This is a genomic window from Pseudomonas sp. F01002 (assembly GCF_004402115.1).
Lineage (GTDB): Bacteria > Pseudomonadota > Gammaproteobacteria > Pseudomonadales > Pseudomonadaceae > Aquipseudomonas > Aquipseudomonas frigoris.
In genome coordinates this window covers 135809-156293 of sequence record NZ_SOPU01000013.1, presented here as the reverse complement: position 1 = coordinate 156293, position 20485 = coordinate 135809, and the positions used below count along the sequence as shown (strand labels likewise).

Annotated in this window: 21 protein-coding genes and 1 other RNA gene; 17 read left to right on the top strand and 5 right to left on the bottom strand. The window is 58.5% G+C overall.

Annotated elements, in window-relative coordinates; translation table 11 throughout:
• The first annotated feature begins 236 nt into the window (after window positions 1–236).
• A complete protein-coding gene (locus E3W21_RS07830; protein WP_134418970.1) occupies window positions 237–1373 on the top strand; it encodes an acyl-CoA dehydrogenase family protein in 1137 nt (378 codons plus the stop codon).
• 104 nt (window positions 1374–1477) lie between these two features.
• Here E3W21_RS07830 and E3W21_RS07825 read toward each other — a convergent pair whose 3' ends face one another.
• Window positions 1478–2518, bottom strand: coding sequence for an NADP(H)-dependent aldo-keto reductase (locus tag E3W21_RS07825; RefSeq protein ID WP_129441359.1), 1041 nt, complete (start codon window positions 2516–2518; stop codon window positions 1478–1480).
• A gap of 245 nt (window positions 2519–2763) precedes the next feature.
• Here E3W21_RS07825 and rplM point away from each other — a divergent pair, with 245 nt between their 5' ends.
• The 7 genes from rplM to E3W21_RS07790 all read left to right on the top strand — a co-directional run bounded on the left by rplM (window position 2764) and on the right by E3W21_RS07790 (window position 7649).
• On the top strand, window positions 2764–3192 hold the full coding sequence (gene rplM / locus E3W21_RS07820; protein ID WP_007905295.1) for a 50S ribosomal protein L13: 429 nt from the start codon (window positions 2764–2766) through the stop codon (window positions 3190–3192).
• Window positions 3193–3206: 14 nt separating this feature from the next.
• Window positions 3207–3599: a 30S ribosomal protein S9 gene (rpsI, locus tag E3W21_RS07815; protein WP_003216038.1), complete on the top strand. Its 393-nt coding sequence runs from the start codon at window positions 3207–3209 to the stop codon at window positions 3597–3599.
• A 267-nt stretch (window positions 3600–3866) separates the two neighbouring features.
• Complete coding sequence (gene petA / locus E3W21_RS07810) at window positions 3867–4460, top strand: ubiquinol-cytochrome c reductase iron-sulfur subunit (protein WP_129441361.1); 594 nt, start codon at window positions 3867–3869, stop codon at window positions 4458–4460.
• The gene (locus tag E3W21_RS07805) at window positions 4460–5671 is read left to right on the top strand and encodes a cytochrome bc complex cytochrome b subunit (protein ID WP_008155974.1); all 1212 of its coding nucleotides are present in this window, start codon (window positions 4460–4462) and stop codon (window positions 5669–5671) included. Before petA ends, E3W21_RS07805 begins: the two co-directional genes overlap by 1 nt.
• Window positions 5671–6453, top strand: a complete 783-nt coding sequence (locus E3W21_RS07800; RefSeq protein WP_129441363.1) for a cytochrome c1 — start codon at window positions 5671–5673, stop codon at window positions 6451–6453. Before E3W21_RS07805 ends, E3W21_RS07800 begins: the two co-directional genes overlap by 1 nt.
• A 148-nt stretch (window positions 6454–6601) precedes the next feature.
• Window positions 6602–7219, top strand: a complete 618-nt coding sequence (locus E3W21_RS07795) for a glutathione S-transferase N-terminal domain-containing protein (RefSeq protein ID WP_008155978.1) — start codon at window positions 6602–6604, stop codon at window positions 7217–7219.
• A 16-nt stretch (window positions 7220–7235) separates the two neighbouring features.
• Entirely contained in the window at window positions 7236–7649 is a 414-nt protein-coding gene (locus E3W21_RS07790) for a ClpXP protease specificity-enhancing factor (protein WP_008155980.1), read from the top strand.
• Between the two features lie 185 nt (window positions 7650–7834).
• Here E3W21_RS07790 and E3W21_RS07785 read toward each other — a convergent pair whose 3' ends face one another.
• From E3W21_RS07785 to E3W21_RS07770, 4 genes are all read right to left on the bottom strand, one after another.
• Window positions 7835–8413, bottom strand: a complete 579-nt coding sequence (locus E3W21_RS07785; protein ID WP_008147477.1) for a BON domain-containing protein — start codon at window positions 8411–8413, stop codon at window positions 7835–7837.
• The gene (locus E3W21_RS07780) at window positions 8410–9003 is read right to left on the bottom strand and encodes a phosphoheptose isomerase (RefSeq protein WP_008025961.1); all 594 of its coding nucleotides are present in this window, start codon (window positions 9001–9003) and stop codon (window positions 8410–8412) included. Before E3W21_RS07780 ends, E3W21_RS07785 begins: the two co-directional genes overlap by 4 nt.
• A 104-nt stretch (window positions 9004–9107) precedes the next feature.
• Window positions 9108–9470 (bottom strand): YraN family protein, encoded by a 363-nt coding sequence (locus E3W21_RS07775; protein WP_019582357.1) that lies wholly within the window; start codon window positions 9468–9470, stop codon window positions 9108–9110.
• Window positions 9470–11281, bottom strand: a complete 1812-nt coding sequence (locus E3W21_RS07770) for a penicillin-binding protein activator (RefSeq protein WP_134418969.1) — start codon at window positions 11279–11281, stop codon at window positions 9470–9472. Before E3W21_RS07770 ends, E3W21_RS07775 begins: the two co-directional genes overlap by 1 nt.
• A 176-nt stretch (window positions 11282–11457) precedes the next feature.
• On the opposite strand from E3W21_RS07770, the gene rsmI reads away from it, so the two are divergent.
• From rsmI to mraY, 9 genes are all read left to right on the top strand, one after another.
• Window positions 11458–12363 (top strand): 16S rRNA (cytidine(1402)-2'-O)-methyltransferase, encoded by a 906-nt coding sequence (gene rsmI / locus E3W21_RS07765; RefSeq protein ID WP_165353260.1) that lies wholly within the window; start codon window positions 11458–11460, stop codon window positions 12361–12363.
• A 75-nt stretch (window positions 12364–12438) separates the two neighbouring features.
• Window positions 12439–12792, top strand: an RNA gene (gene rnpB / locus E3W21_RS07760) — RNase P RNA component class A.
• A 356-nt stretch (window positions 12793–13148) separates the two neighbouring features.
• Entirely contained in the window at window positions 13149–13604 is a 456-nt protein-coding gene (gene mraZ / locus E3W21_RS07755; protein ID WP_008147486.1) for a division/cell wall cluster transcriptional repressor MraZ, read from the top strand.
• Window positions 13601–14548: a 16S rRNA (cytosine(1402)-N(4))-methyltransferase RsmH gene (gene rsmH, locus E3W21_RS07750; RefSeq protein WP_008147489.1), complete on the top strand. Its 948-nt coding sequence runs from the start codon at window positions 13601–13603 to the stop codon at window positions 14546–14548. The genes mraZ and rsmH overlap by 4 nt, the downstream gene beginning before the upstream one ends.
• Window positions 14545–14838, top strand: a complete 294-nt coding sequence (gene ftsL / locus E3W21_RS07745) for a cell division protein FtsL (RefSeq protein ID WP_033053422.1) — start codon at window positions 14545–14547, stop codon at window positions 14836–14838. Before rsmH ends, ftsL begins: the two co-directional genes overlap by 4 nt.
• The gene (locus E3W21_RS07740; RefSeq protein WP_178084128.1) at window positions 14838–16577 is read left to right on the top strand and encodes a penicillin-binding protein 2; all 1740 of its coding nucleotides are present in this window, start codon (window positions 14838–14840) and stop codon (window positions 16575–16577) included. The genes ftsL and E3W21_RS07740 overlap by 1 nt, the downstream gene beginning before the upstream one ends.
• Complete coding sequence (locus E3W21_RS07735) at window positions 16577–18040, top strand: UDP-N-acetylmuramoyl-L-alanyl-D-glutamate--2,6-diaminopimelate ligase (protein ID WP_134418967.1); 1464 nt, start codon at window positions 16577–16579, stop codon at window positions 18038–18040. The genes E3W21_RS07740 and E3W21_RS07735 overlap by 1 nt, the downstream gene beginning before the upstream one ends.
• A complete protein-coding gene (murF, locus tag E3W21_RS07730) occupies window positions 18033–19400 on the top strand; it encodes a UDP-N-acetylmuramoyl-tripeptide--D-alanyl-D-alanine ligase (protein WP_134418966.1) in 1368 nt (455 codons plus the stop codon). The genes E3W21_RS07735 and murF overlap by 8 nt, the downstream gene beginning before the upstream one ends.
• Window positions 19400–20482, top strand: a complete 1083-nt coding sequence (gene mraY, locus E3W21_RS07725) for a phospho-N-acetylmuramoyl-pentapeptide-transferase (protein WP_033061333.1) — start codon at window positions 19400–19402, stop codon at window positions 20480–20482. The genes murF and mraY overlap by 1 nt, the downstream gene beginning before the upstream one ends.
• Window positions 20483–20485 lie beyond the last annotated feature (3 nt).

The window sequence follows — 20485 nt, the reverse complement described above, 5'->3', positions numbered from 1 at the left end:
AATCCTTGGCTTGCATGAGGGTGGAAGCGAAAACCCGGTCGATAGCCAGGATGCTGACGCGCCGCAAGGGCGTGGAGACTTGGTTAGACATAATTCAACTTTATTCTTATAGGGGAAAGTGGTCACCAGACGGCTGGATCGTCTTATTTTTTGTCTGATGTGTCCAGTGTCCTGTATCGGATGCGGGGCATAGTCTCTGAAGGTCAATTCCGGCTAACAATAACGACAGGTGCCGCATGATCCCCAGAACCTTGTTCAGCTCCGAGCACGAACTTTTTCGCGACAGCGTGCGAACGTTCCTCGAAAAAGAGGCCGTGCCGTTCCATGGGCAATGGGAAAAACAAGGCTATATCGACCGCAAACTCTGGAACAAGGCAGGGGAGGCGGGGATGCTGTGTTCGCATCTGCCGGAAGAGTACGGCGGCCTGGGGGCGGACTTTCTCTACAGCGCGGTGGTGATCGAAGAGATCGGTCGTCTCGGCCTGACCGGTATCGGTTTTTCCCTGCATTCGGACATCGTCGCGCCTTACATCCTGCATTACGGCAGTGAAGAGCTGAAACACAAATACCTGCCGAAACTGGTGTCTGGCGAGATGGTCACGGCGATTGCCATGACCGAGCCGGGTGCCGGTTCCGACCTGCAAGGGGTGAAAACCACCGCGGTGCTCGATGGCGACGAGTATGTGATCAACGGTTCGAAGACGTTCATCACCAACGGCTTTCTCGCTGACCTGGTGATTGTCGTGGCCAAGACCGATCCGAAGGCTGGCGCGAAAGGCACCAGCCTGTTTCTGGTGGAAGCCAACACCCCGGGCTTCGCCAAGGGCAAGCGTCTGGAAAAAGTCGGCATGAAGGCTCAGGACACCTCGGAATTGTTCTTCCAGGACGTGCGAGTGCCAAAAGAAAACCTGCTGGGGCAAGCCGGGATGGGCTTCGCGTACCTGATGCAGGAATTGCCGCAGGAGCGTCTTACCGTTGCCATCGGCGGGCTTGCTTCGGCTGAAGCTGCGTTGCAATGGACGCTGGATTACACCCGCGAGCGCAAGGCATTCGGCAAGGCGATCGCCGACTTCCAGAACACCCGCTTCAAACTGGCGGAGATGGCGACCGAGATTCAGATCGGTCGAGTCTTCGTCGATCGCTGTCTGGAACTGCACCTGCAAGGCAAACTCGACGTGCCGACCGCGGCGATGGCCAAGTACTGGGGCACTGACTTGCAATGCAAGGTGCTCGACGAGTGCGTGCAGTTGCATGGCGGTTACGGTTTCATGTGGGAATACCCGATCGCCCGGGCGTGGGCGGATGCGCGGGTGCAGCGGATTTATGCGGGGACCAATGAAATCATGAAGGAGATTATTGCGCGGTCGCTTTGACCTTGCGGTGACTGTTAGGCCGCCATCGCGAGCAAGCTCGCTCCCACAGGTATTGCGCAAAACCTGTGGGAGCGAGCTTGCTCGCGATGGGGTCTATGAATCAATCAAGGTGCCGGGTTCGGGTGATCCTTGTGAATCGCCTCGATCCCCTCCAGTACTTCATCCGACAGTTTCAGCTCGAAGCTCGCTAAATTGCTTTCAAGCTGCTCCATCGTCGTTGCGCCAATGATGTTGCTGGTCACAAATGGCTGCTGAGTGACAAACGCCAACGCCATTTGCGCCGGGTCCAGGCCGTGTTCACGCGCCAGTGCCACATAACGACTGCACGCAGCTTCCGACTGCGGGTTGAAATAGCGGCTGAAGCGGCTGTAGAGGCTCAGGCGGCCTTTAGGCGGACGCGCGCCACCTTCGTACTTGCCTGACAGGAAACCGAACGCCAGCGGCGAATAGGCGAGCAGGCCGCACTGTTCGCGGATGGCGATTTCCGCCAGACCGACTTCGAAGCTGCGGTTGAGCAGGTTGTACGGATTCTGGATCGACACCGCGCGTGGCCAGCCACGGGCTTCGGCCAGGGCGAGGAAGCGCATGGTACCCCATGGCGTTTCATTGGACAGGCCGATGTGGCGGATCTTGCCGGCCTTGACCTGTTCGTCCAGCGCTTCGAGGGTGTCCTCCAGCGGCGTGAGGTTGGCTTCGATTTGGTGTTTGTAGCCGAGCTGACCGAAGAAATTGGTGCTGCGCTCCGGCCAATGCAGCTGGTAGAGGTCGATGTAGTCGGTCTGCAAGCGCTTGAGGCTGGCGTCCACGGCTTCGGTGATGTGCTGGCGGTTGTGCCGCAGGTTTTTGTCGCGGATGTAGTCGATGGTGTTGCCGGGGCCGGCGATCTTGCTGGCCAGGATCCAGTCGGCGCGATCACCGCGGCTTTTGAAGTAATTGCCGATGTAGCGTTCGGTGGTGGCGTAGGTTTCGGCTTTTGGCGGCACCGGGTACATCTCGGCGGTATCGATGAAATTGATCCCGGCGCTTTTGGCCCGTTCAATCTGGGCGAAGGCTTCAGCCTCGCTGTTTTGCTCGCCCCAGGTCATGGTTCCGAGGCAGATGGCGCTCACGTTCAGATTGGTTCGGCCTAGCTGGCGATAGTCCATCGGGTGCTCCTTGGGCAAAACAATCATAAAAGCAGGTTGAATTATTTTTCGCAATCTGCATAATTGCGCACCTCTTTCTGCAGTGGAAGTGATGCGCCGCCGCCGAAGAATCTTGCCGTTGAACGGACGCGCCGACCCGAGCCCCCGAAAGCGTCTGTATCCGGCTGCCTTTGACTTGTCAAAGTACGCACTATTCAGTAAGATCCGCCGTCTAATTTACAGGGCGGCCCCTGAGGCTATAAAGAATGAAAACTTTTACTGCTAAACCGGAAACAGTACAGCGCGACTGGTTTGTCGTCGACGCTGCAGGTCAGACCCTGGGTCGTCTGGCCACCGAAATCGCGAGCCGTCTGCGTGGCAAGCATAAAGCTGAGTACACTCCTCACGTTGACACCGGCGATTACATCGTCGTTATCAATGCCGAGCAGATTCGTGTAACCGGTGCTAAAACCACCGACAAAATCTACTACTCCCACTCCGGTTTCCCGGGCGGCATCAAGTCGATCAACTTCGAAAAGCTGATCGCTAAAGCCCCTGAGCGCGTGATCGAGACCGCGGTCAAAGGCATGCTGCCTAAGAACCCGCTGGGTCGCGACATGTATCGTAAGCTGAAAGTCTATGCGGGCGCTGTACACCCTCATACTGCTCAGCAGCCCCAAGAACTGAAGTTTTAACGGAATAGTTCATTATGTCGGCGACTCAAAATTACGGCACTGGCCGTCGCAAGACCGCAACCGCACGCGTTTTCCTGCGTCCGGGTACTGGTAACATCTCCATCAACAACCGCACCCTGGAAAATTTCTTCGGCCGCGAAACTGCCCGCATGGTAGTTCGTCAGCCGCTGGAACTGACTGAGACTGTCGAGAAATTCGACATCTACGTCACCGTGATCGGTGGTGGTGTAAGTGGTCAAGCTGGCGCAATCCGCCACGGTATCACTCGCGCACTGATGCAGTACGACGAAACCCTGCGTGGCGCTCTGCGCAAAGCTGGCTTCGTTACTCGCGATGCACGTGAAGTTGAACGTAAGAAAGTTGGTCTGCGTAAAGCACGTAAGCGTCCGCAGTACTCGAAGCGTTAATTCGCTTTTACGTTCAAAAAGAACGCCCAGTTTCCTCGCGAAGCTGGGCGTTTTTTTATGGGCGCGATTTATCAAAGAATTGCTCTGTGACAACTTGCCACAGCCGTAGAAGCCCTATACTGCAAGGCTTGGCAGTGGAGCCCCTCGGTAATTACCTTGTCAGAATTGGGGCTTTTCATTACCATTCGGCAAAATTTTTATAAGTTCAGATTTTTACTTAGTAGACGCCTGATTTAACAGGCCACAAAGCTGATGGGAGAGGACTGAATGAGCAATGACGGCGTGAATGCAGGCCGGCGTCGCTTCTTGGTAGCAGCCACATCCGTGGTGGGTGCTGCAGGAGCGGTGGGGGCTGCGGTCCCGTTCGTGGGGTCATGGTTTCCCAGTGCCAAGGCGAAAGCTGCAGGTGCACCGGTGAAGGTGAATGTCAGCAAAATCGAGCCAGGCCAGCAGATGATTGCTGAGTGGCGCGGTCAGCCGGTGTTCATTGTCCGCCGAACCGCGGAAATCCTGGGGAATCTGAAAAAGATCGAGGGCCAGCTGTCTGACCCGACCTCCAAGAACTCGACACAACCGACCTACGTCGATCCAGAAACGCGTTCGATCAAGCCAGAGGTTCTGCTGCTGATCGGTATCTGCACACACCTGGGTTGCTCGCCGACCTTCCGTCCAGAAGTGGCACCTGCGGATCTGGGCAAGGACTGGGTAGGTGGTTATTTCTGCCCTTGCCACGGCTCCCACTACGATCTGGCTGGCCGCGTCTACAAGTCGCAACCTGCGCCTTTGAACCTGCCAGTTCCCCCGCATTCCTATGAAACCGATGACGTCATTGTCATTGGCGTCGATACGGAGAAAGCGTGATGAGCAAGTTCATGGATTGGGTTGATGCGCGCTTTCCCGCGACCAAAATGTGGGAAGACCATCTCAGCAAGTACTACGCCCCGAAGAACTTCAACTTCTTCTATTTCTTTGGCTCCCTCGCACTGCTCGTTCTGGTCAACCAGATCGTTACCGGTGTCTGGCTGACCATGAGCTACACCCCGTCGGCGGAAGAGGCGTTTGCTTCCGTCGAATACATTATGCGCGACGTCGAGTACGGCTCGATCCTGCGTCTGCTGCACTCCACCGGCGCCTCGGCGTTCTTCATCGTGGTCTATCTGCACATGTTCCGTGGCTTGCTCTACGGTTCGTACCAGAAGCCGCGTGAGCTGGTGTGGGTCTTCGGCATGCTGATCTATCTGGCGCTGATGGCTGAAGCCTTCATGGGTTACCTGCTGCCGTGGGGCCAGATGTCCTACTGGGGGGCTCAGGTGATCATCTCGCTGTTCGGTGCGATCCCGGTCATCGGCAACGATCTGACTCAGTGGATCCGTGGTGACTACCTGATTTCCGGTATCACCCTGAACCGCTTCTTCGCCCTGCACGTTGTTGCGTTGCCGATCGTGATCCTCGGTCTGGTGGTGCTGCACGTTCTGGCGCTGCACGAAGTCGGTTCGAACAACCCGGACGGCGTGGACATCAAGAAATTCAAAGACGAAAACGGTGTACCGCTGGACGGCATTGCCTTCCACCCGTACTACACCGTGAAAGATATCGTCGGCGTGGTGGTGTTCCTGTTCATCTTCTGCTCGATCGTGTTCTTCTTCCCGGAAATGGGCGGCTACTTCCTCGAGAAGCCGAACTTTGAAGTGGCGAACGCCTTCAAGACGCCAGAGCACATCGCTCCGGTCTGGTACTTCACGCCGTTCTACGCGATTCTGCGGGCGATTCCGGACAAGCTCCTGGGCGTTATCGCCATGGGCGCGGCCATTGCTGTGCTGTTCGTCCTGCCATGGCTCGATCGTAGCCCGGTCAAGTCGATGCGCTACAAAGGCTGGCTGAGCAAGATCTGGCTCTGGGTGTTCTGCATCTCGTTCGTGATCCTGGGCGTGCTGGGCGTACTGGCCCCAACCCCTGAGCGGACGTTGCTGTCGCAGGTATGTACCTTCCTGTACTTCGCCTACTTCATTCTGATGCCGTTCTACACCAGGCTCGAGAAGACCAAACCGGTTCCGGAAAGGGTGACTGGCTGATGAAAAAGCTATTTGCTGTACTGATTCTTGCTGCTTTGCCTGTGCTGTCTTTCGCGGCCGAACACGGTGGTCCTGAGCTGGAAAAGGTCGATATCGACGTTTCCGACAAAGCTGCAATGCAAGATGGCGCGCGTACATTCGCCAACTACTGCATGGGCTGTCACAGCGCCAAGTTCCAGCGTTACGAGCGTGTCGCCGATGACCTGGGCATCCCGCACGACCTGATGCTCTCGAAGGTGGTGTTCACCGGCGCCAAGATCGGCGACCACATGAGCATCGGCATGCAGCCGGCTGACGCCAAGACCTGGTTCGGTGCGGCGCCGCCCGACCTGACCCTGGTCGCCCGCGTTCGTGGCACTGACTGGCTCTACGGTTACCTGAAATCTTTCTACGAAGACCCATCGCGTCCTTGGGGCGTGAACAACAAGGTGTTCCCGAACGTCGGGATGCCTAACGTTCTGGTCGGCCTGCAGGGTCGTCAGGTGGTAGGCTGTAAACAAGTTCAAATCGTCGAAGACGGCAAGAAGCAATACGATCCGCTGACCGGCACGGCTTTGACTCATGAAGCCTGCGACCAGCTGACCATACTGCCGAAAACCGGCACGCTGAACGAAGAGCAGTTCGACGAGAAGGTCAAGAATCTGGTGACCTTCCTGGCCTACTCGGCCAACCCGGTGAAGCTGCAGCATCAGCGCATCGGTACCTATGTGTTGCTGTACCTGGCGTTCTTCTTCGTATTCGCATACTTGCTCAAGCGTGAATACTGGAAAGACGTCCATTGATAATGCTGTAAAATTGCTGTCAATCGCGCGCGCCCAAGGGCGTCTCTGAAGGTGTAACGAGCCTGGTGATCCAGGCGTTACGGGAGGCGCCCTCTGGGCGCGCGCGTTTTTCCGTTTCCGATAATTTCAACAAGCGAGGAGGACCGCCATGGGCGTGACCAATCGGTTGGCCTGTTACTCCGACCCCGCCGACCACTATTCCCACCGAGTGCGTATCGTACTTGCAGAGAAGGGTGTCAGCGCCGAGATCATTTACGTGGAAGCTGGTCGCCAGCCGCCTAAACTGATTGAAGTGAACCCTTACGGCAGCTTGCCCACCCTGGTCGATCGTGACCTGGCGTTGTGGGAGTCGACCGTGGTGATGGAATATCTGGATGAGCGTTACCCGCACCCGCCTTTACTGCCGGTTTATCCAGTGGCGCGTGCCAACAGCCGTCTGCTGATTCATCGTATTCAGCGTGACTGGTGTGGTCTGGTGGATCTGATCCTGGATTCCCGGTCCAAGGAAGCAGCCCGTGTCGTGGCTCGTAAAGAGCTGCGCGAAAGCCTGACCGGCGTGTCGCCGTTGTTCGCCGACAAGCCGTTTTTCCTCAGTGAGGAACAAAGCCTGGTGGATTGCTGCCTATTGCCAATACTCTGGCGATTGCCGATTCTGGGTATAGAACTGCCGCGGCCTGCCAAGCCGCTGCTTGATTACATGGAGCGCTCGTTTGCGCGTGAGGCTTTCCAGGCGAGTCTGTCTGGTGTCGAACGCGATATGCGCTAAGGCTTAAGGAGCCGCTATGAACTCCAGTCGACCTTATCTGGTCCGCGCGCTCTACGAGTGGATTGTGGACAACGATTGCACCCCGCACATGCTGGTCAATTCCGAGTATCCGTCGGTACAGGTGCCTCAGGGTTTTGCCAGTGACGGACAGATTGTCCTGAACGTATCGCCGGCAGCCGTGCGTCATCTGCACATGGACAACGAAGCGGTCAGCTTCGAAGGGCGCTTCGGTGGCGTGCCGCACACCTTGTACGTGCCTATCGCATCGATCCTGGGCATTTACGCCCGGGAGAACGGTCAGGGCATGGTGTTCGATCTGGAATCGCCTATGGAAGACGAGGAAGAGATCGAGCCGGATGACGACATTCCGCCACCCGACAGCGAGCCGCCGCGTCCCAGCGGTCGACCGAGTTTGAAGGTGGTGAAATAAAAAAAGGGTGATCCGCAAGGATCGCCCTTTTTTTATTTCACTTCAAACGTAGGAGCTGTCGAGTGAAACGAGGCTGCGATCTTTTGATCTTTTAAAAGCAAAATCAAAAGATCGCAGCCTCGTTTCACTCGACAGCTCCTACAGGTCGATGGCGATCCAAGGATGCCATCACCTGCAAGCAAATATCAGTCGATGTACTCAAACAGTTTCACGATCTTCTGTACGCCGGAAACGCCTTGCACCAGGTTGGTCGCTTGGGCAGCTTCCTGTTTGGTCAGCAGACCCAGCAGGTAGACGATGCCGTTCTCGGTGACAACCTTGATGCGCGAGCCCGGAATGTTCGGATCGGTGAGCATCTGGGTCTTGATCTTGGAGGTCAGCCAAGTGTCGTTCTGGCGGGCAAGGAAGCCGGAAGGTGGCAGGACTTGCAGTTCGTTGTGGACTGTCTTCACCCGCTGAACAGCCGCAGCGGCCTGTTCGGCCTTGGCCTTGAGGTCGGCACGCGGGGTTTGCCCGGCGAGCAGCACGACGCCATTGAAGCTGGTGACGACGATGTGCGAGTCGTTATCCAGGGCTGGATCGGCCTTGGCAATGTTCACGCCGACCTTGGTGTCGATCAGAGAGTCGTCGATCTTGCTGCCGAAGGTGCGGGTGCCGCGGTCATCTTCGATCGGTGCTTCACGGCTGGCGTTAACCACCGAGGTGCAGCCGCTGATGCCGAGGCACAGGGTCAAGGCCAGAAGGCCTAGGCGATTAGGGGTCATTCTTCACTCCCGAACAGTTGGCTGTCGATCAAATCGCAAAGGCAATGGATCGCCAGCAGGTGGACTTCCTGAATACGTGCGGTGACGTTGGCCGGTACGCGAATCTCGACGTCCTCGGGCAATAGCAACGACGCCATGCCGCCGCCATCGCGACCGGTCAATGCTACGACAATCATTTCGCGATCATGTGCGGCCTGGATCGCTTGAATAATGTTTGCCGAGTTGCCGCTGGTGGAAATCGCGAGCAAAACGTCACCCGGCTGGCCGAGGGCGCGGATCTGTTTGGAGAAAATTTCGTTGTAGCTGTAGTCGTTGGCGATCGAGGTGATCGTCGAGCTGTCGGTGGTCAGCGCGATGGCTGGCAGGCTCGGGCGTTCGCGCTCGAAGCGGTTGAGCAGCTCGGACGAGAAGTGCTGGGCATCACCGGCAGAGCCGCCGTTGCCGCAGGACAACATTTTGCCTTCGTTGAGCAGGGCGTTGACCATCACCTGGCTGGCTTGCTCGATGTGCGGTGCAAGTACGTCCATCGCCATTTGCTTGGTATCGATACTGGCCTGAAAAAGCTGGCGAATTCGGGATTGCATGTCCATCTGTGTGACCTTAATTAGCGCGGCTACTCGGCACATGAATGTGCAGCCCGCAAAGCAAAGAGCAAAAGTGTTGGGTGAAAGTGTCCGGTTCGGAACGTACGCGATCAGCTGTCGAAGGCATTCTGCAACCAGTTCAACTGATCGAGGTTGCTGTCGATGGCAACCACGTCGAAACGGCAAGGGGAATTGGCCCAACGCGACTCGCGCTGAAGAAAATACTGCGCGGCAAAAATCAGTTTCTGCCGTTTGCGCTCATCAATGCTATCGAGCGCGCCACCCCATTGAGTGTTTTTTCTGTAGCGGACTTCAACGAATACTACTGTATCGCCATCAAGCATGACCAGATCAAGCTCGCCGCGTTTACACAACCAGTTCTGCGCCAGCAGGCGCAGACCTTGTTGTTGAAGATGCTCGAGCGCATGGCGCTCGGCATCTTTACCGCTTTGCTGGCGTGACCTGTCGGGCATCAGCGCGGGGTGTCCGGCAGGCGTTGAACCTGACCGCTCACGAACTGTGCCCATGGCAACTGACGCACGACTCGCTGGTTTGCAGTCATGCCCAGGCTGCCCGATTGACCTTCGATGCGGCTGTCCGGCAATGCCTTGAGTTGCCCCAGGCGTGGTGCCAGGCGATAGGCGTCAACGCCCATCGCGTACAGACGACCCAGACTGCCAGCAGCTTGTGGCCATTGAGCGGTAACCTGTTTGCGCAGTGGATCGTTGGCCTCCAGCAACCATGGGGTTTCGCAGAAGCGAATGCCGTTCATGTCGTTGTACTGATTCACATCGCCGCTGGCGCTGAACACGTGGGAGGTGGCATAAACCGGCACGTCGCCAGCGTACTGGAAGTTCAGTGTCGGCTTGATCTGCTGGGCTTGCTGAGGCGTTGCGGCCAGGAAGATGAACTCGATGTCCTGGCGACGCGAAGGCTGGGCGGCTACCTGCCCGCCAACGGTGCTTTGCAGGCTCTTGGCACGACCTTCGCTCTGACGCAGCTGGAACATGTCGGCAATCTGCTGGGCCAGTTGAACCGGTTGGTCGACACGTTCGGTAGCGACGATGCTGCCACCGTTAGCCTGCCAATCCTGGCTGAACGCTCTCAACACGCGATCGCCCCATTCGCCTTTCGGCACCATGATGGCTGCGCGATGCAGGCCATCGGCGCGAGCACGGCGGGACACTTCGCGGGCTTCGTCTTCAGCCGCAAGACCAAACTGGAACAGCTGGGCCGGACCTTGTTCGCCTTCGCTGTAGTTCAGCGCCAGGGTGGTGATCGGCAGTTGCGGGCGAGCGCTGAGCTGTTTGACCAGCGGCTTCTCCAGCGGGCCGACGACCAACTGCACGCCATCGGCTTGGGCCTTGCGGTAGAACTCGTCCATCGAAGTGAGTTTCGAGCTGTCATAGAACTCGATGGCTGGCGGCTTCTGCCCGGCTTGTTGGGCCTGGTAGTGAGCAGCCATGAAACCTTCGCGCAGTGCTTTGCCGACCGACGCCAACGGGCCGTCTTGTGGCAGCAGCAGGGCGATTTTGCTCAGGGGCTGGCTGGCCAGTTCCTTGAGTTTGGTCAGTGGCAACGGCAGTTGAATGGCGGCCGGGTGCTTTGGATTCTGTGCGCGCCAGTTGTCGATCGCCGCTTGCTGTTGTTCCACGGTGCCGGCACTTTTCACTGCCAGCGCCAGGCCCATCCAGCCGCCGAGGTCGTCGGAGGTGTTTGGCTGCAATTGGACGGTCGGCAGCGAAGCGATCAGGGTCCAGATCGCTTCGTGGTTTTTGCTTGCCGCTTCACCTTCGAGCATTGGCGCAATGAAGATGCGCTCCCGTGCGGCAGCCAGGGTCTGGCCATCGGCTTCAAGGGCGCGGGCATGAACAGTGCCGGTGCGAACCTGTTGCTCAACCGGCAGTTCACTCAGGCGTTGCAGGCTCGGATGACTCAAGGCTGTCAGCGCCGCTTTCGGCTGATTGCGAACCATGGCCAGTTCAGCCGCCAGGGTGCTGGCGAAAACCTGTTGGCCAGGCTTGAGTGTTTCGACGGGGACTTGTTGCAGGATTTGCGCGGACTGGCCGGCATTCCCCTGACGATAGGCCAGGTCTGCCGCGCTCAGGCGCAACAGGGAGGCTTTTTCCGGGTCTTTGCTTTGAGCGGCCTGTGCGAGCAATTGCTCGATACTGGCATCCGGGGTCCGTGGAAGTTCGCCAAGGCTGGAGGAGGGCGAGCTGGCGCAAGCCGCCAGCAAGGCAGCGAGGCAGAGGGCAGTGAACAGCCGCAGGCAAGCGATCATGTAGTGTTCCTGATACTCGATCAAATTAGCGTGGAATTGTACCCAAGCACTGGCCGGGGCGCGATGTTACTGGTGTGAATCGATCAATTTAGCTCGTGCAAATGTTGCGGCACTGCACAAAAGGCTGCAAAACCGAGGGTAGCTTGCGCGTATCGCGAACGTCGCGACGCGCTACAATGGCGGCTTTTACCGATCATGAGGTGTGCGCTTTGACTGCTCCAGGTGCTTTGAATTCCGCTGCTGGCTCGCTTTATGTGGTGGCGACGCCCATCGGCAACCTGGACGACATCAGTGCGCGTGCGCTGAAGATCCTGCGCGAGGTCGCCCTGATCGCCGCCGAAGATACCCGTCACTCTCAGCGATTGATGCAGCATTTCGGCATTCCTACACCGCTGGCGGCCTGTCATGAACACAATGAGCGGGATGAAGGTAGCCGCTTTATCACCCGCTTGCTCGCCGGCGACGATGTGGCGCTGATTTCCGATGCCGGCACGCCGTTGATTTCCGATCCGGGTTATCACCTCGTGCGCCAGGCTCGTGCTGCGGGAATTAATGTTGTGCCGGTTCCGGGCGCCTGCGCTCTGATCGCAGCGTTGTCGGCGGCGGGGCTGCCGTCGGACCGTTTCATCTTCGAAGGCTTCCTGCCGGCCAAGGCTGTCGGTCGGCGCGCCCGACTTGAGTTGGTAAAGGAAGAACCGCGCACGCTGATTTTTTATGAGGCGCCACACCGCATCCTTGAATGTCTGCAAGACATGGAACTGGTGTTCGGTGGGGAGCGCCCGGCTTTGCTGGCCCGTGAAATCACTAAAACCTTTGAAACCCTTAAGGGCTTGCCACTGGCTGAGTTGCGCGAGTTCGTCGAGTCAGACAGCAATCAGCAACGCGGCGAATGCGTGGTGTTGGTGGCGGGTTGGTCTGCCCCCGAGACCGAGGACGCCGTCAGCAGTGAAGCCATGCGCATTCTGAATTTGTTGCTTGAAGAAATGCCGCTCAAGCGAGCCGCGGCGTTGGCGGCGCAAATTACCGGCGAGCGCAAGAATGTGCTCTATCAGGTCGCGCTGGATAAACAGAAGGGCGAGTAAAAACCGACGTGCAGGCGCGGCCCAAGGCGTTTAGCGCTTGTCCTTCGGCCGCTCTGCCGTTAATCTTCGCGGCGGAGAGTCGATCGGACAGTCGCTGCCCTCTATGAAAATTAGGGGGGGGAGGAAAGTCCGGGCTCCATAGGGCGAAGTGCCAGGTAATGCCTGGGAGGCGTGAGCCTACGGAAAGTGCCACAGAAAATAACCGCCTAAGCGCTTCGGCGCCGGTAAGGGTGAAAAGGTGCGGTAAGAGCGCACCGCACGTCTGGCAACAGTTCGTGGCTAGGTAAACCCCACTTGGAGCAAGACCAAATAGGGTCCCAAGGCGTGGCCCGCGCTGGGACCGGGTAGGTTGCTAAAGATGTCCAGTGATGGCCATCGTAGACGAATGACTGTTCAAGACAGAACCCGGCTTACAGATCGACTCTCCACCTTTTTCCCCCTCCCTGCTTTAATCATTGAGCAGGGCGCCTGTAGTAGCAATTTCCCTCCTTACAGAATCAACAACAGAAGCACTTTCCTAATACCGAAAAAATCTTACTCTTAACAAATTACTTTAACTTTCGAACGCAGCCTTCTGTGCTGATTCAAGTTATTGAGCAGGACGACAGGTCAGATTCTCGCTACCCCTCCTTTTACACTCCTAAATCTCAGTTCTGTAAGGGTTTTCCTTTAATCCGCGCCTTGACGGTGCGGTGGCCGCATTCCTATAGTGTGCGCAAGTGGCGGAAAGTGGCATGAAGTGGGTTTTTTGAGCTTAAAACGCTAATATTTGGAGAAACGCTGACGTGTTTCGCGGAGCTAACGCTATCAGTCTCGACGCAAAGGGCCGTCTCGCTATGCCGAGCCGGTACCGTGACGAGCTCGTTTCGCGTAGCTCCGGTCAGTTAATCGTCACAATTGATGCCGTTGATCCGTGTTTGTGTGTTTACCCCCTCGACGAGTGGGAAATTATTGAAACCAAACTGCGCGCACTGCCTTCGCTTCGCGAAGAGAACCGCCGCCTGCAACGTTTACTGATTGGTAATGCCGTCGACCTCGAGCTCGATGGCAGTGGTCGTTTTCTGGTTCCGCCGCGTCTTCGTGAATATGCCAAGTTGGATAAGCGCGCGATGTTGGTAGGCCAACTGAACAAGTTCCAATTGTGGGACGAGGATGCCTGGGATGCGGTTTCTGCCGCTGATCTGGCTGCCATTCAACAACCGGGCGCCATGCCTGATGAACTGCGTGATTTGATCCTGTGACTATTGATAGCGGCTTTAACCACATCACCGTACTGCTTGACGAAGCCGTGGAGGCTCTCGCCGTACGTCCTGATGGCTGCTATCTGGACGGTACGTTCGGGCGCGGCGGACACAGCCGGTTGATCCTCAGCCAGCTCGGCCCCGATGGTCGGGTGCTCGGATTCGATAAAGATCCTCAAGCGATTGCCACCGGGCAAACGCTAGCGGCCGAAGACGGCCGCTTTGTCGTTGTACAGCGCAGCTTCGCCGAGCTCGGTTCGGAAGTCGCCGAACGTGGTCTGGCCGGCAAGGTCAGCGGCGTTTTGCTCGACCTCGGCGTATCTTCGCCGCAGCTCGACGACCCTGAGCGCGGCTTCAGTTTCCTCAATGATGGCCCGCTGGACATGCGCATGGACCCGTCCCGCGGGATCAGCGCTGCCGAGTTCGTCAACACCGCCCCGGTGGAAGAAATCGCCCGGGTGTTCAAGCAATACGGCGAAGAACGTTTCTCCGGCCGGATGGCCCGTGCCGTGGCCGAGCGTCGCGACATCAAGCCGTTCGAGCGCACTGCCGATCTGGCTGAAGTCCTGAAAGTCGCCAACCCTGCATGGGAAAAGGGCAAAAACCCGGCGACCCGTGCGTTCCAGGGCTTGCGTATTCACGTCAACAACGAACTGGGTGATCTGGAAGCCGGCCTCGAAGCCGCACTGGAATGCCTGGAGGTCGGCGGCCGCCTGGTGGTCATCAGCTTCCACTCGCTGGAAGACCGCATCGTCAAACTGTTCATGCGCAAACTGGTGAAAGGCGAAGCCGACAACCTGCCGCGCAACCTGCCGGTACGTCACGTCGCCTTCGAACCAATAATCAAAATCCATGGCAAAGCGCAGTCCGCCTCCGAGGCCGAACTCAAAGCCAACCCACGCTCCCGTAGCGCCGTCATGCGCGTCGCGGAGAAGCTGCGGTGAGCAAGCTTTTCGCCAAGCCACTTCCCGGCGGAAGCTTTTTCATGTTTCTGCTGTTTATTGGCGTGCTCGTGTCGGCCATCGGCGTTTCCTATAGCGCCCACTGGAACCGTCAACTGTTGAACTCCCTGTACAACGAGTTGAGCGTGCGCGACAAGGCGCAAGCGGAGTGGGGCCGTTTGATTCTCGAACAGAGCACCTGGACCGCCCACAGCCGTATCGAAGTCCTGGCGACCGAGCAATTGAAGATGCGCATTCCTGGCGCCGCTGAAGTGCAGATGGTGGCGCCATGATGAAACTCGAGGGCGCACTCTTTCCATGGCGGTTCCGCCTGGTGCTGGGTTTGCTCGGCGTCATGGTCGCGGCGATTTCCTGGCGCATTATCGATCTGCAAGTAGTCGACCGTGCCTTTCTTAAAGGTCAGGGCGATGCGCGCAGCGTTCGTCATATCCCGATTCCGGCTCACCGTGGTCTGATCACCGACCGTAACGGCGAGCCTTTGGCCGTGAGTACCCCAGTCACCACCCTTTGGGCCAATGCCAAGGAAATGCAAACGGCCAAAGAGAAGTGGCCTGCACTGGCGGCTGCCTTGGGGCAGGACCCGAAAGCCCTGGCCGAACGTCTCGAGGCCCAGGCCAACAAAGAATTCATTTATCTGGTGCGCGGGCTGACCCCCGAACAGGGCCAGTCGGTGCTCGATCTGAAAGTGCCGGGCGTTTATGGCATCGAAGAATTTCGTCGTTTCTACCCGGCCGGTGAAGTCACTGCCCATATGGTCGGTTTTACCGACATCGATGACCACGGTCGTGAAGGCGTCGAGCTGGCCTACGACGAATGGCTGGCCGGGGTCCCCGGCAAGCGACAGGTGATCAAGGATCGGCGTGGCCGACTTATCAAGGATGTTCAGGTCACCAAAAACGCCAAGGCCGGAAAGCCCTTGGCGTTGTCCATTGACCTGCGTCTGCAATACCTGGCCAACCGTGAACTGCGTAACGCGATCATCGAGAACGGCGCCAAGGCCGGCAGCCTGGTGATCATGGACGTGAAGAGCGGCGAGATCCTCGCCATGGTCAACCAGCCGACCTACAACCCGAACAACCGTCGCAACCTGCAACCGGCGATGATGCGTAACCGCGCGATGATCGACGTGTTCGAACCGGGTTCGACCATGAAAGCGATTTCCATGAGCGCCGCGATTGAAACCGGGCGCTGGAAACCAAGCGACACTGTCGAGGTGTATCCGGGCTCCTTGCAGATTGGTAAGTACACCATCAAGGACGTATCGAAGACCGAAGGCCCAGTGCTCGACCTCACCGGCATCCTGATCAACTCCAGTAACGTCGGCATGAGTAAGGTCGCCTTCGATATCGGTGGCGAAACGATATTCCGTCTGGCGCAAAAAGTCGGCCTCGGCCAGGACACTGGCCTGGGCTTCCCGGGCGAACGCGTCGGCAACCTGCCGAACTACCGCGAATGGCGCAAGGCTGAAACCGCCACGCTGTCGTACGGCTACGGTATCTCTGTGACCGCGATCCAGTTGGTCCACGCCTTCTCGGCCCTGGCCAATAACGGTCGCCTCGCGCCGTTGACCCTGATCAAAACGGACAAGCCACCGCAAACCACACAGGTATTGCCGGAAGCGGTCGCGAAAACCATGCAAGGCATGCTGACCCAAGTGATCGAAGCCCCGCGCGGTGTGTTCCGTGCGCAAGTGCCGGCGTATCACGTGGCAGGCAAGTCGGGTACTGCGCGTAAGACATCTGTGGGCACCAAAGGCTACGCCGAGAATTCCTATCGTTCGCTGTTCGCAGGCTTTGGCCCGATGAGCGATCCGCGTTACGCAATCGTGGTGGTGATCGATGAGCCGACCAAGGCCGGTTACTTCGGTGGTCTGGTATCGGCCCCGGTGTTCAGCAAAGTGATGTCCGGGACCTTGCGCCTGATGAACATCACCCCGGACAACCTGCCACCTACTCAACAAGCGAACGCAGCACCGGTCGTTCCGCTGAAAGCCAATGGAGGGCGCGGCTGATGTCTCTGAGTCTGAACAAGATTTTCGCCCACGCCGGCCGCGATCTGTTGATCCGCGAACTGACCCTGGACAGCCGCAACGTGCGGGCTGGCGATCTGTTTCTCGCCGTTCCTGGCGGCAAGTTCGACGGTCGCGCACACATCGCCGACGCCCTGCAACGCGGCGCTGCCGCTGTGGCGTATGAAGTCGAAGGCGCGACCGTATTGCCGATTACCGATGTTCCGCTGATTCCGGTCAAAGGCCTGGCGGCGCAGCTGTCGGACATCGCCGGGCGTTTTTACGGTGACCCTAGTCGGCACCTGAACCTGATCGGCGTGACCGGCACCAACGGCAAAACCAGCGTGACGCAGTTGGTTGCGCAAGCCTTGGATTTGCTCGGCCAGCACTGCGGCATCGTCGGCACGTTGGGCACCGGTTTTTACGGCGCGCTCGAAAGCGGCTTGCACACCACGCCGAACCCGATCGCCGTGCAGGCAACCCTCGCCGACCTGAAAAAGGCTGGTGCCAAAGCCGTCGCCATGGAAGTTTCTTCCCACGGTCTGGATCAGGGCCGCGTTACCGCGCTGGCGTTCGATGTGGCGGTGATGACCAACCTGTCCCGCGATCACCTAGATTACCACGGCACCATGCAAGCCTACGGTGAAGCCAAGGCCAAGCTGTTTGCCTGGAACGATTTGAAGTGCCGGGTGGTCAACCTCGACGACGATTTCGGCCGGCAACTGGCTGCGGACAAACGTGAATCGCGCCTGATCACCTACAGCCTGGAAGATGCCAGCGCTTATCTTTATTGCCGTGAAGCGCAGTTCGATGACGAAGGCGTGCGCGCCACGCTGGTCACGCCGCAGGGTGAGCATCACTTGCGCAGCACCTTGCTCGGTCGCTTCAACCTGAGCAACGTACTGGCCGCGGTCGGCGCCTTGCTGGGTCTGGACTACGCGCTGGATGAAATCCTCAACGTGCTGCCGAAACTCGAAGGCCCGGCCGGACGCATGCAGCGCCTCGGCGGCGGTACTCAGCCGCTGGTAGTGGTTGATTACGCCCACACACCGGATGCGCTGGAAAAAGTCTTGATGGCCCTGCGTCCTCACGCCAAAGGCCGTTTGCTGTGCCTGTTCGGTTGCGGTGGTGATCGCGATCGTGGCAAACGTCCGCTCATGGCTGAAGTGGTCGAACGTCTGGCTGACGGCGTGCTTGTGACCGATGACAACCCGCGCACCGAAGACCCTGCCGTGATCTTCGACGACATCCGCGCCGGTTTTACCGCTGTGGATAAAGTCACCTTCGTCGCTGGCCGTGGCCAGGCGATTGCCCAATTGATCGCCAGCGCTTCGGCAGATGACGTGATTGTCCTGGCCGGTAAAGGTCACGAGGACTATCAGGAAATCAACGGCCAGCGTCACGCTTTCTCCGATCTGGTCGAGGCCGATCACGCCTTGACCGCGTGGGAGGTGGCCCATGCTTAAGGCCTTGAAACTGAGCGAACTGACCGGCGCGCTGAATGCCCGCTTGGTCACTGCCGATGCCAGCTTCGACGGGGTCAGCATCGACAGCCGCGCGATCAAACCAGGCCAACTCTTTATTGCCCTGACCGGTCCGCGCTTCGATGGTCATGATTATCTCAATGACGTAGCCGCAAAAGGCGCCGTAGCGGCGCTGGTCGAGCATGAAGTCGCCGACAGCACACTGCCGCAATTGCTGGTGAAAGATACTCGTCAGGCGCTGGGGCAACTCGGTGCGTTGAACCGTGCGGCCTACACCCATCCTGTCGCAGCGATCACCGGTTCCAGCGGCAAGACCACGGTCAAGGAAATGCTCGCCAGCATCCTGCGCACGCGCGGTCCAGTGTTGGCGACCCGTGGCAACCTGAACAATGACCTCGGCGTTCCGCTGACCCTGCTCGAACTCGCACCGGAACATACCGCTGCGGTGATTGAACTGGGTGCTTCGCGGCTCGGCGAAATTGCCTACACCGTCGACATGACCAAGCCTCATGTGGCCGTGCTCAACAACGCCGGGACCGCCCACGTCGGCGAGTTCGGCGGGCCGGAAAAAATCGTTGAAGCCAAGGGCGAGATTATTGAAGGGCTGGATGCCGATGGCGTCGCCGTTCTCAATCTTGACGACAAGGCGTTCGACATCTGGAAGACCCGCGCTGCCGGTCGCAAAGTGCTGACCTTCGCCCTGAGCAATGTCAGTGCCGATTTCTACGCCAGCGATCTGGACCGCGACGCTCGCGGTTGCCCAGCGTTCAACCTGCACACTCCTGAAGGTATGGAGCGCGTTCAACTGAACCTGCTCGGCACCCATAACGTCGCCAATGCCATGGCCGCCGCCGCCGCTGCCCATGCGCTGGGCGTGTCGCTGTTCGGCATCGCCACCGGGCTCGGCGCGGTGCAACCGGTCAAAGGTCGCACCGTCGCGCAACTGGCCACCAATGGCATGCGCGTAATCGATGACACGTACAACGCGAACCCCACCTCCATGTGCGCCGCCGTTGATATACTCGCCGGCTTTTCCGGCCGCACCGTTCTGGTGCTCGGGGATATCGGCGAGTTGGGCGATTGGGCGGAGCAGGGGCACCGCGATGTGGGCGAGTACGCCCGCGGCAAGGTTTCCGCGCTTTACGCTGTCGGGCCAATGATGGCCCACGCCGTGAACGCTTTCGGCGAGCAGGCCTTTCACTTCAGCACTCAGGCTGAACTGATCAAGGCCCTGGGCGCCGAGCAAGACACAAACACCACCATTTTGATCAAGGGCTCGCGCAGCGCTGCGATGGAAAACATCGTCGCCGCTTTGTGCGGGACCAGCCTGGAGAAACATTAATGCTGCTGCTGCTAGCGGAGTATCTGCAACAGTTCTACAAAGGCTTCGCGGTCTTTCAGTACCTGACCCTGCGCGGGATTCTCGGTGTGCTGACCGCGTTGGTTTTGTCGCTGTGCTATGGCCCGTGGATGATCCGCACTTTACAGAACCGTCAGATCGGTCAATCCGTTCGTAACGACGGTCCACAATCGCACCTGTCCAAGTCCGGCACCCCGACCATGGGCGGCGCGCTGATCCTGTCGTCCATCGGCGTCAGCACGTTGCTTTGGGCTGACCTGACCAACCGTTATGTGTGGACCGTTCTGCTGGTGACCTTGTTGTTTGGCGCGATCGGCTGGGTCGACGATTACCGCAAAGTGATCGAGAAGAACTCCCGTGGCTTGCCGAGCCGCTGGAAGTACTTCTGGCAATCGGTGTTCGGCCTGGGCGCGGCGATCTTCCTTTATATGACCGCAGCGACACCGGTGGAAACCACCCTGATTTTGCCGATGCTCAAGGACCACAGCATTCCGCTGGGCATAGGCTTCGTCGTCCTGACCTACTTCGTGATCGTCGGCTCGAGCAACGCGGTCAACCTGACCGACGGCCTCGACGGTCTGGCGATCATGCCCACCGTAATGGTCGGCGGCGGGTTGGGAATCTTCTGCTACCTGTCGGGTAACGTGAAATTCGCTGAATACCTGCTGATCCCGTATGTACCGGGCGCAGGAGAGTTGATCGTGTTCTGCGGCGCCTTGATCGGCGCGGGCCTCGGGTTCCTCTGGTTCAACACCTATCCGGCTCAGGTGTTCATGGGCGACGTCGGCGCACTGGCGCTGGGCGCGGCACTGGGCACCATCGCGGTGATCGTTCGTCAGGAAATCGTCCTGTTCATCATGGGCGGCGTGTTCGTGATGGAGACCCTGTCAGTCGTCATTCAAGTTGCTTCCTTTAAGCTCACCGGTCGCCGTGTGTTCCGCATGGCACCGATTCACCACCACTTTGAACTCAAGGGCTGGCCCGAGCCACGCGTGATCGTCCGTTTCTGGATCATCACCGTGATTCTCGTGCTGGTTGGCCTTGCCACCCTGAAGCTGAGGTAGAAC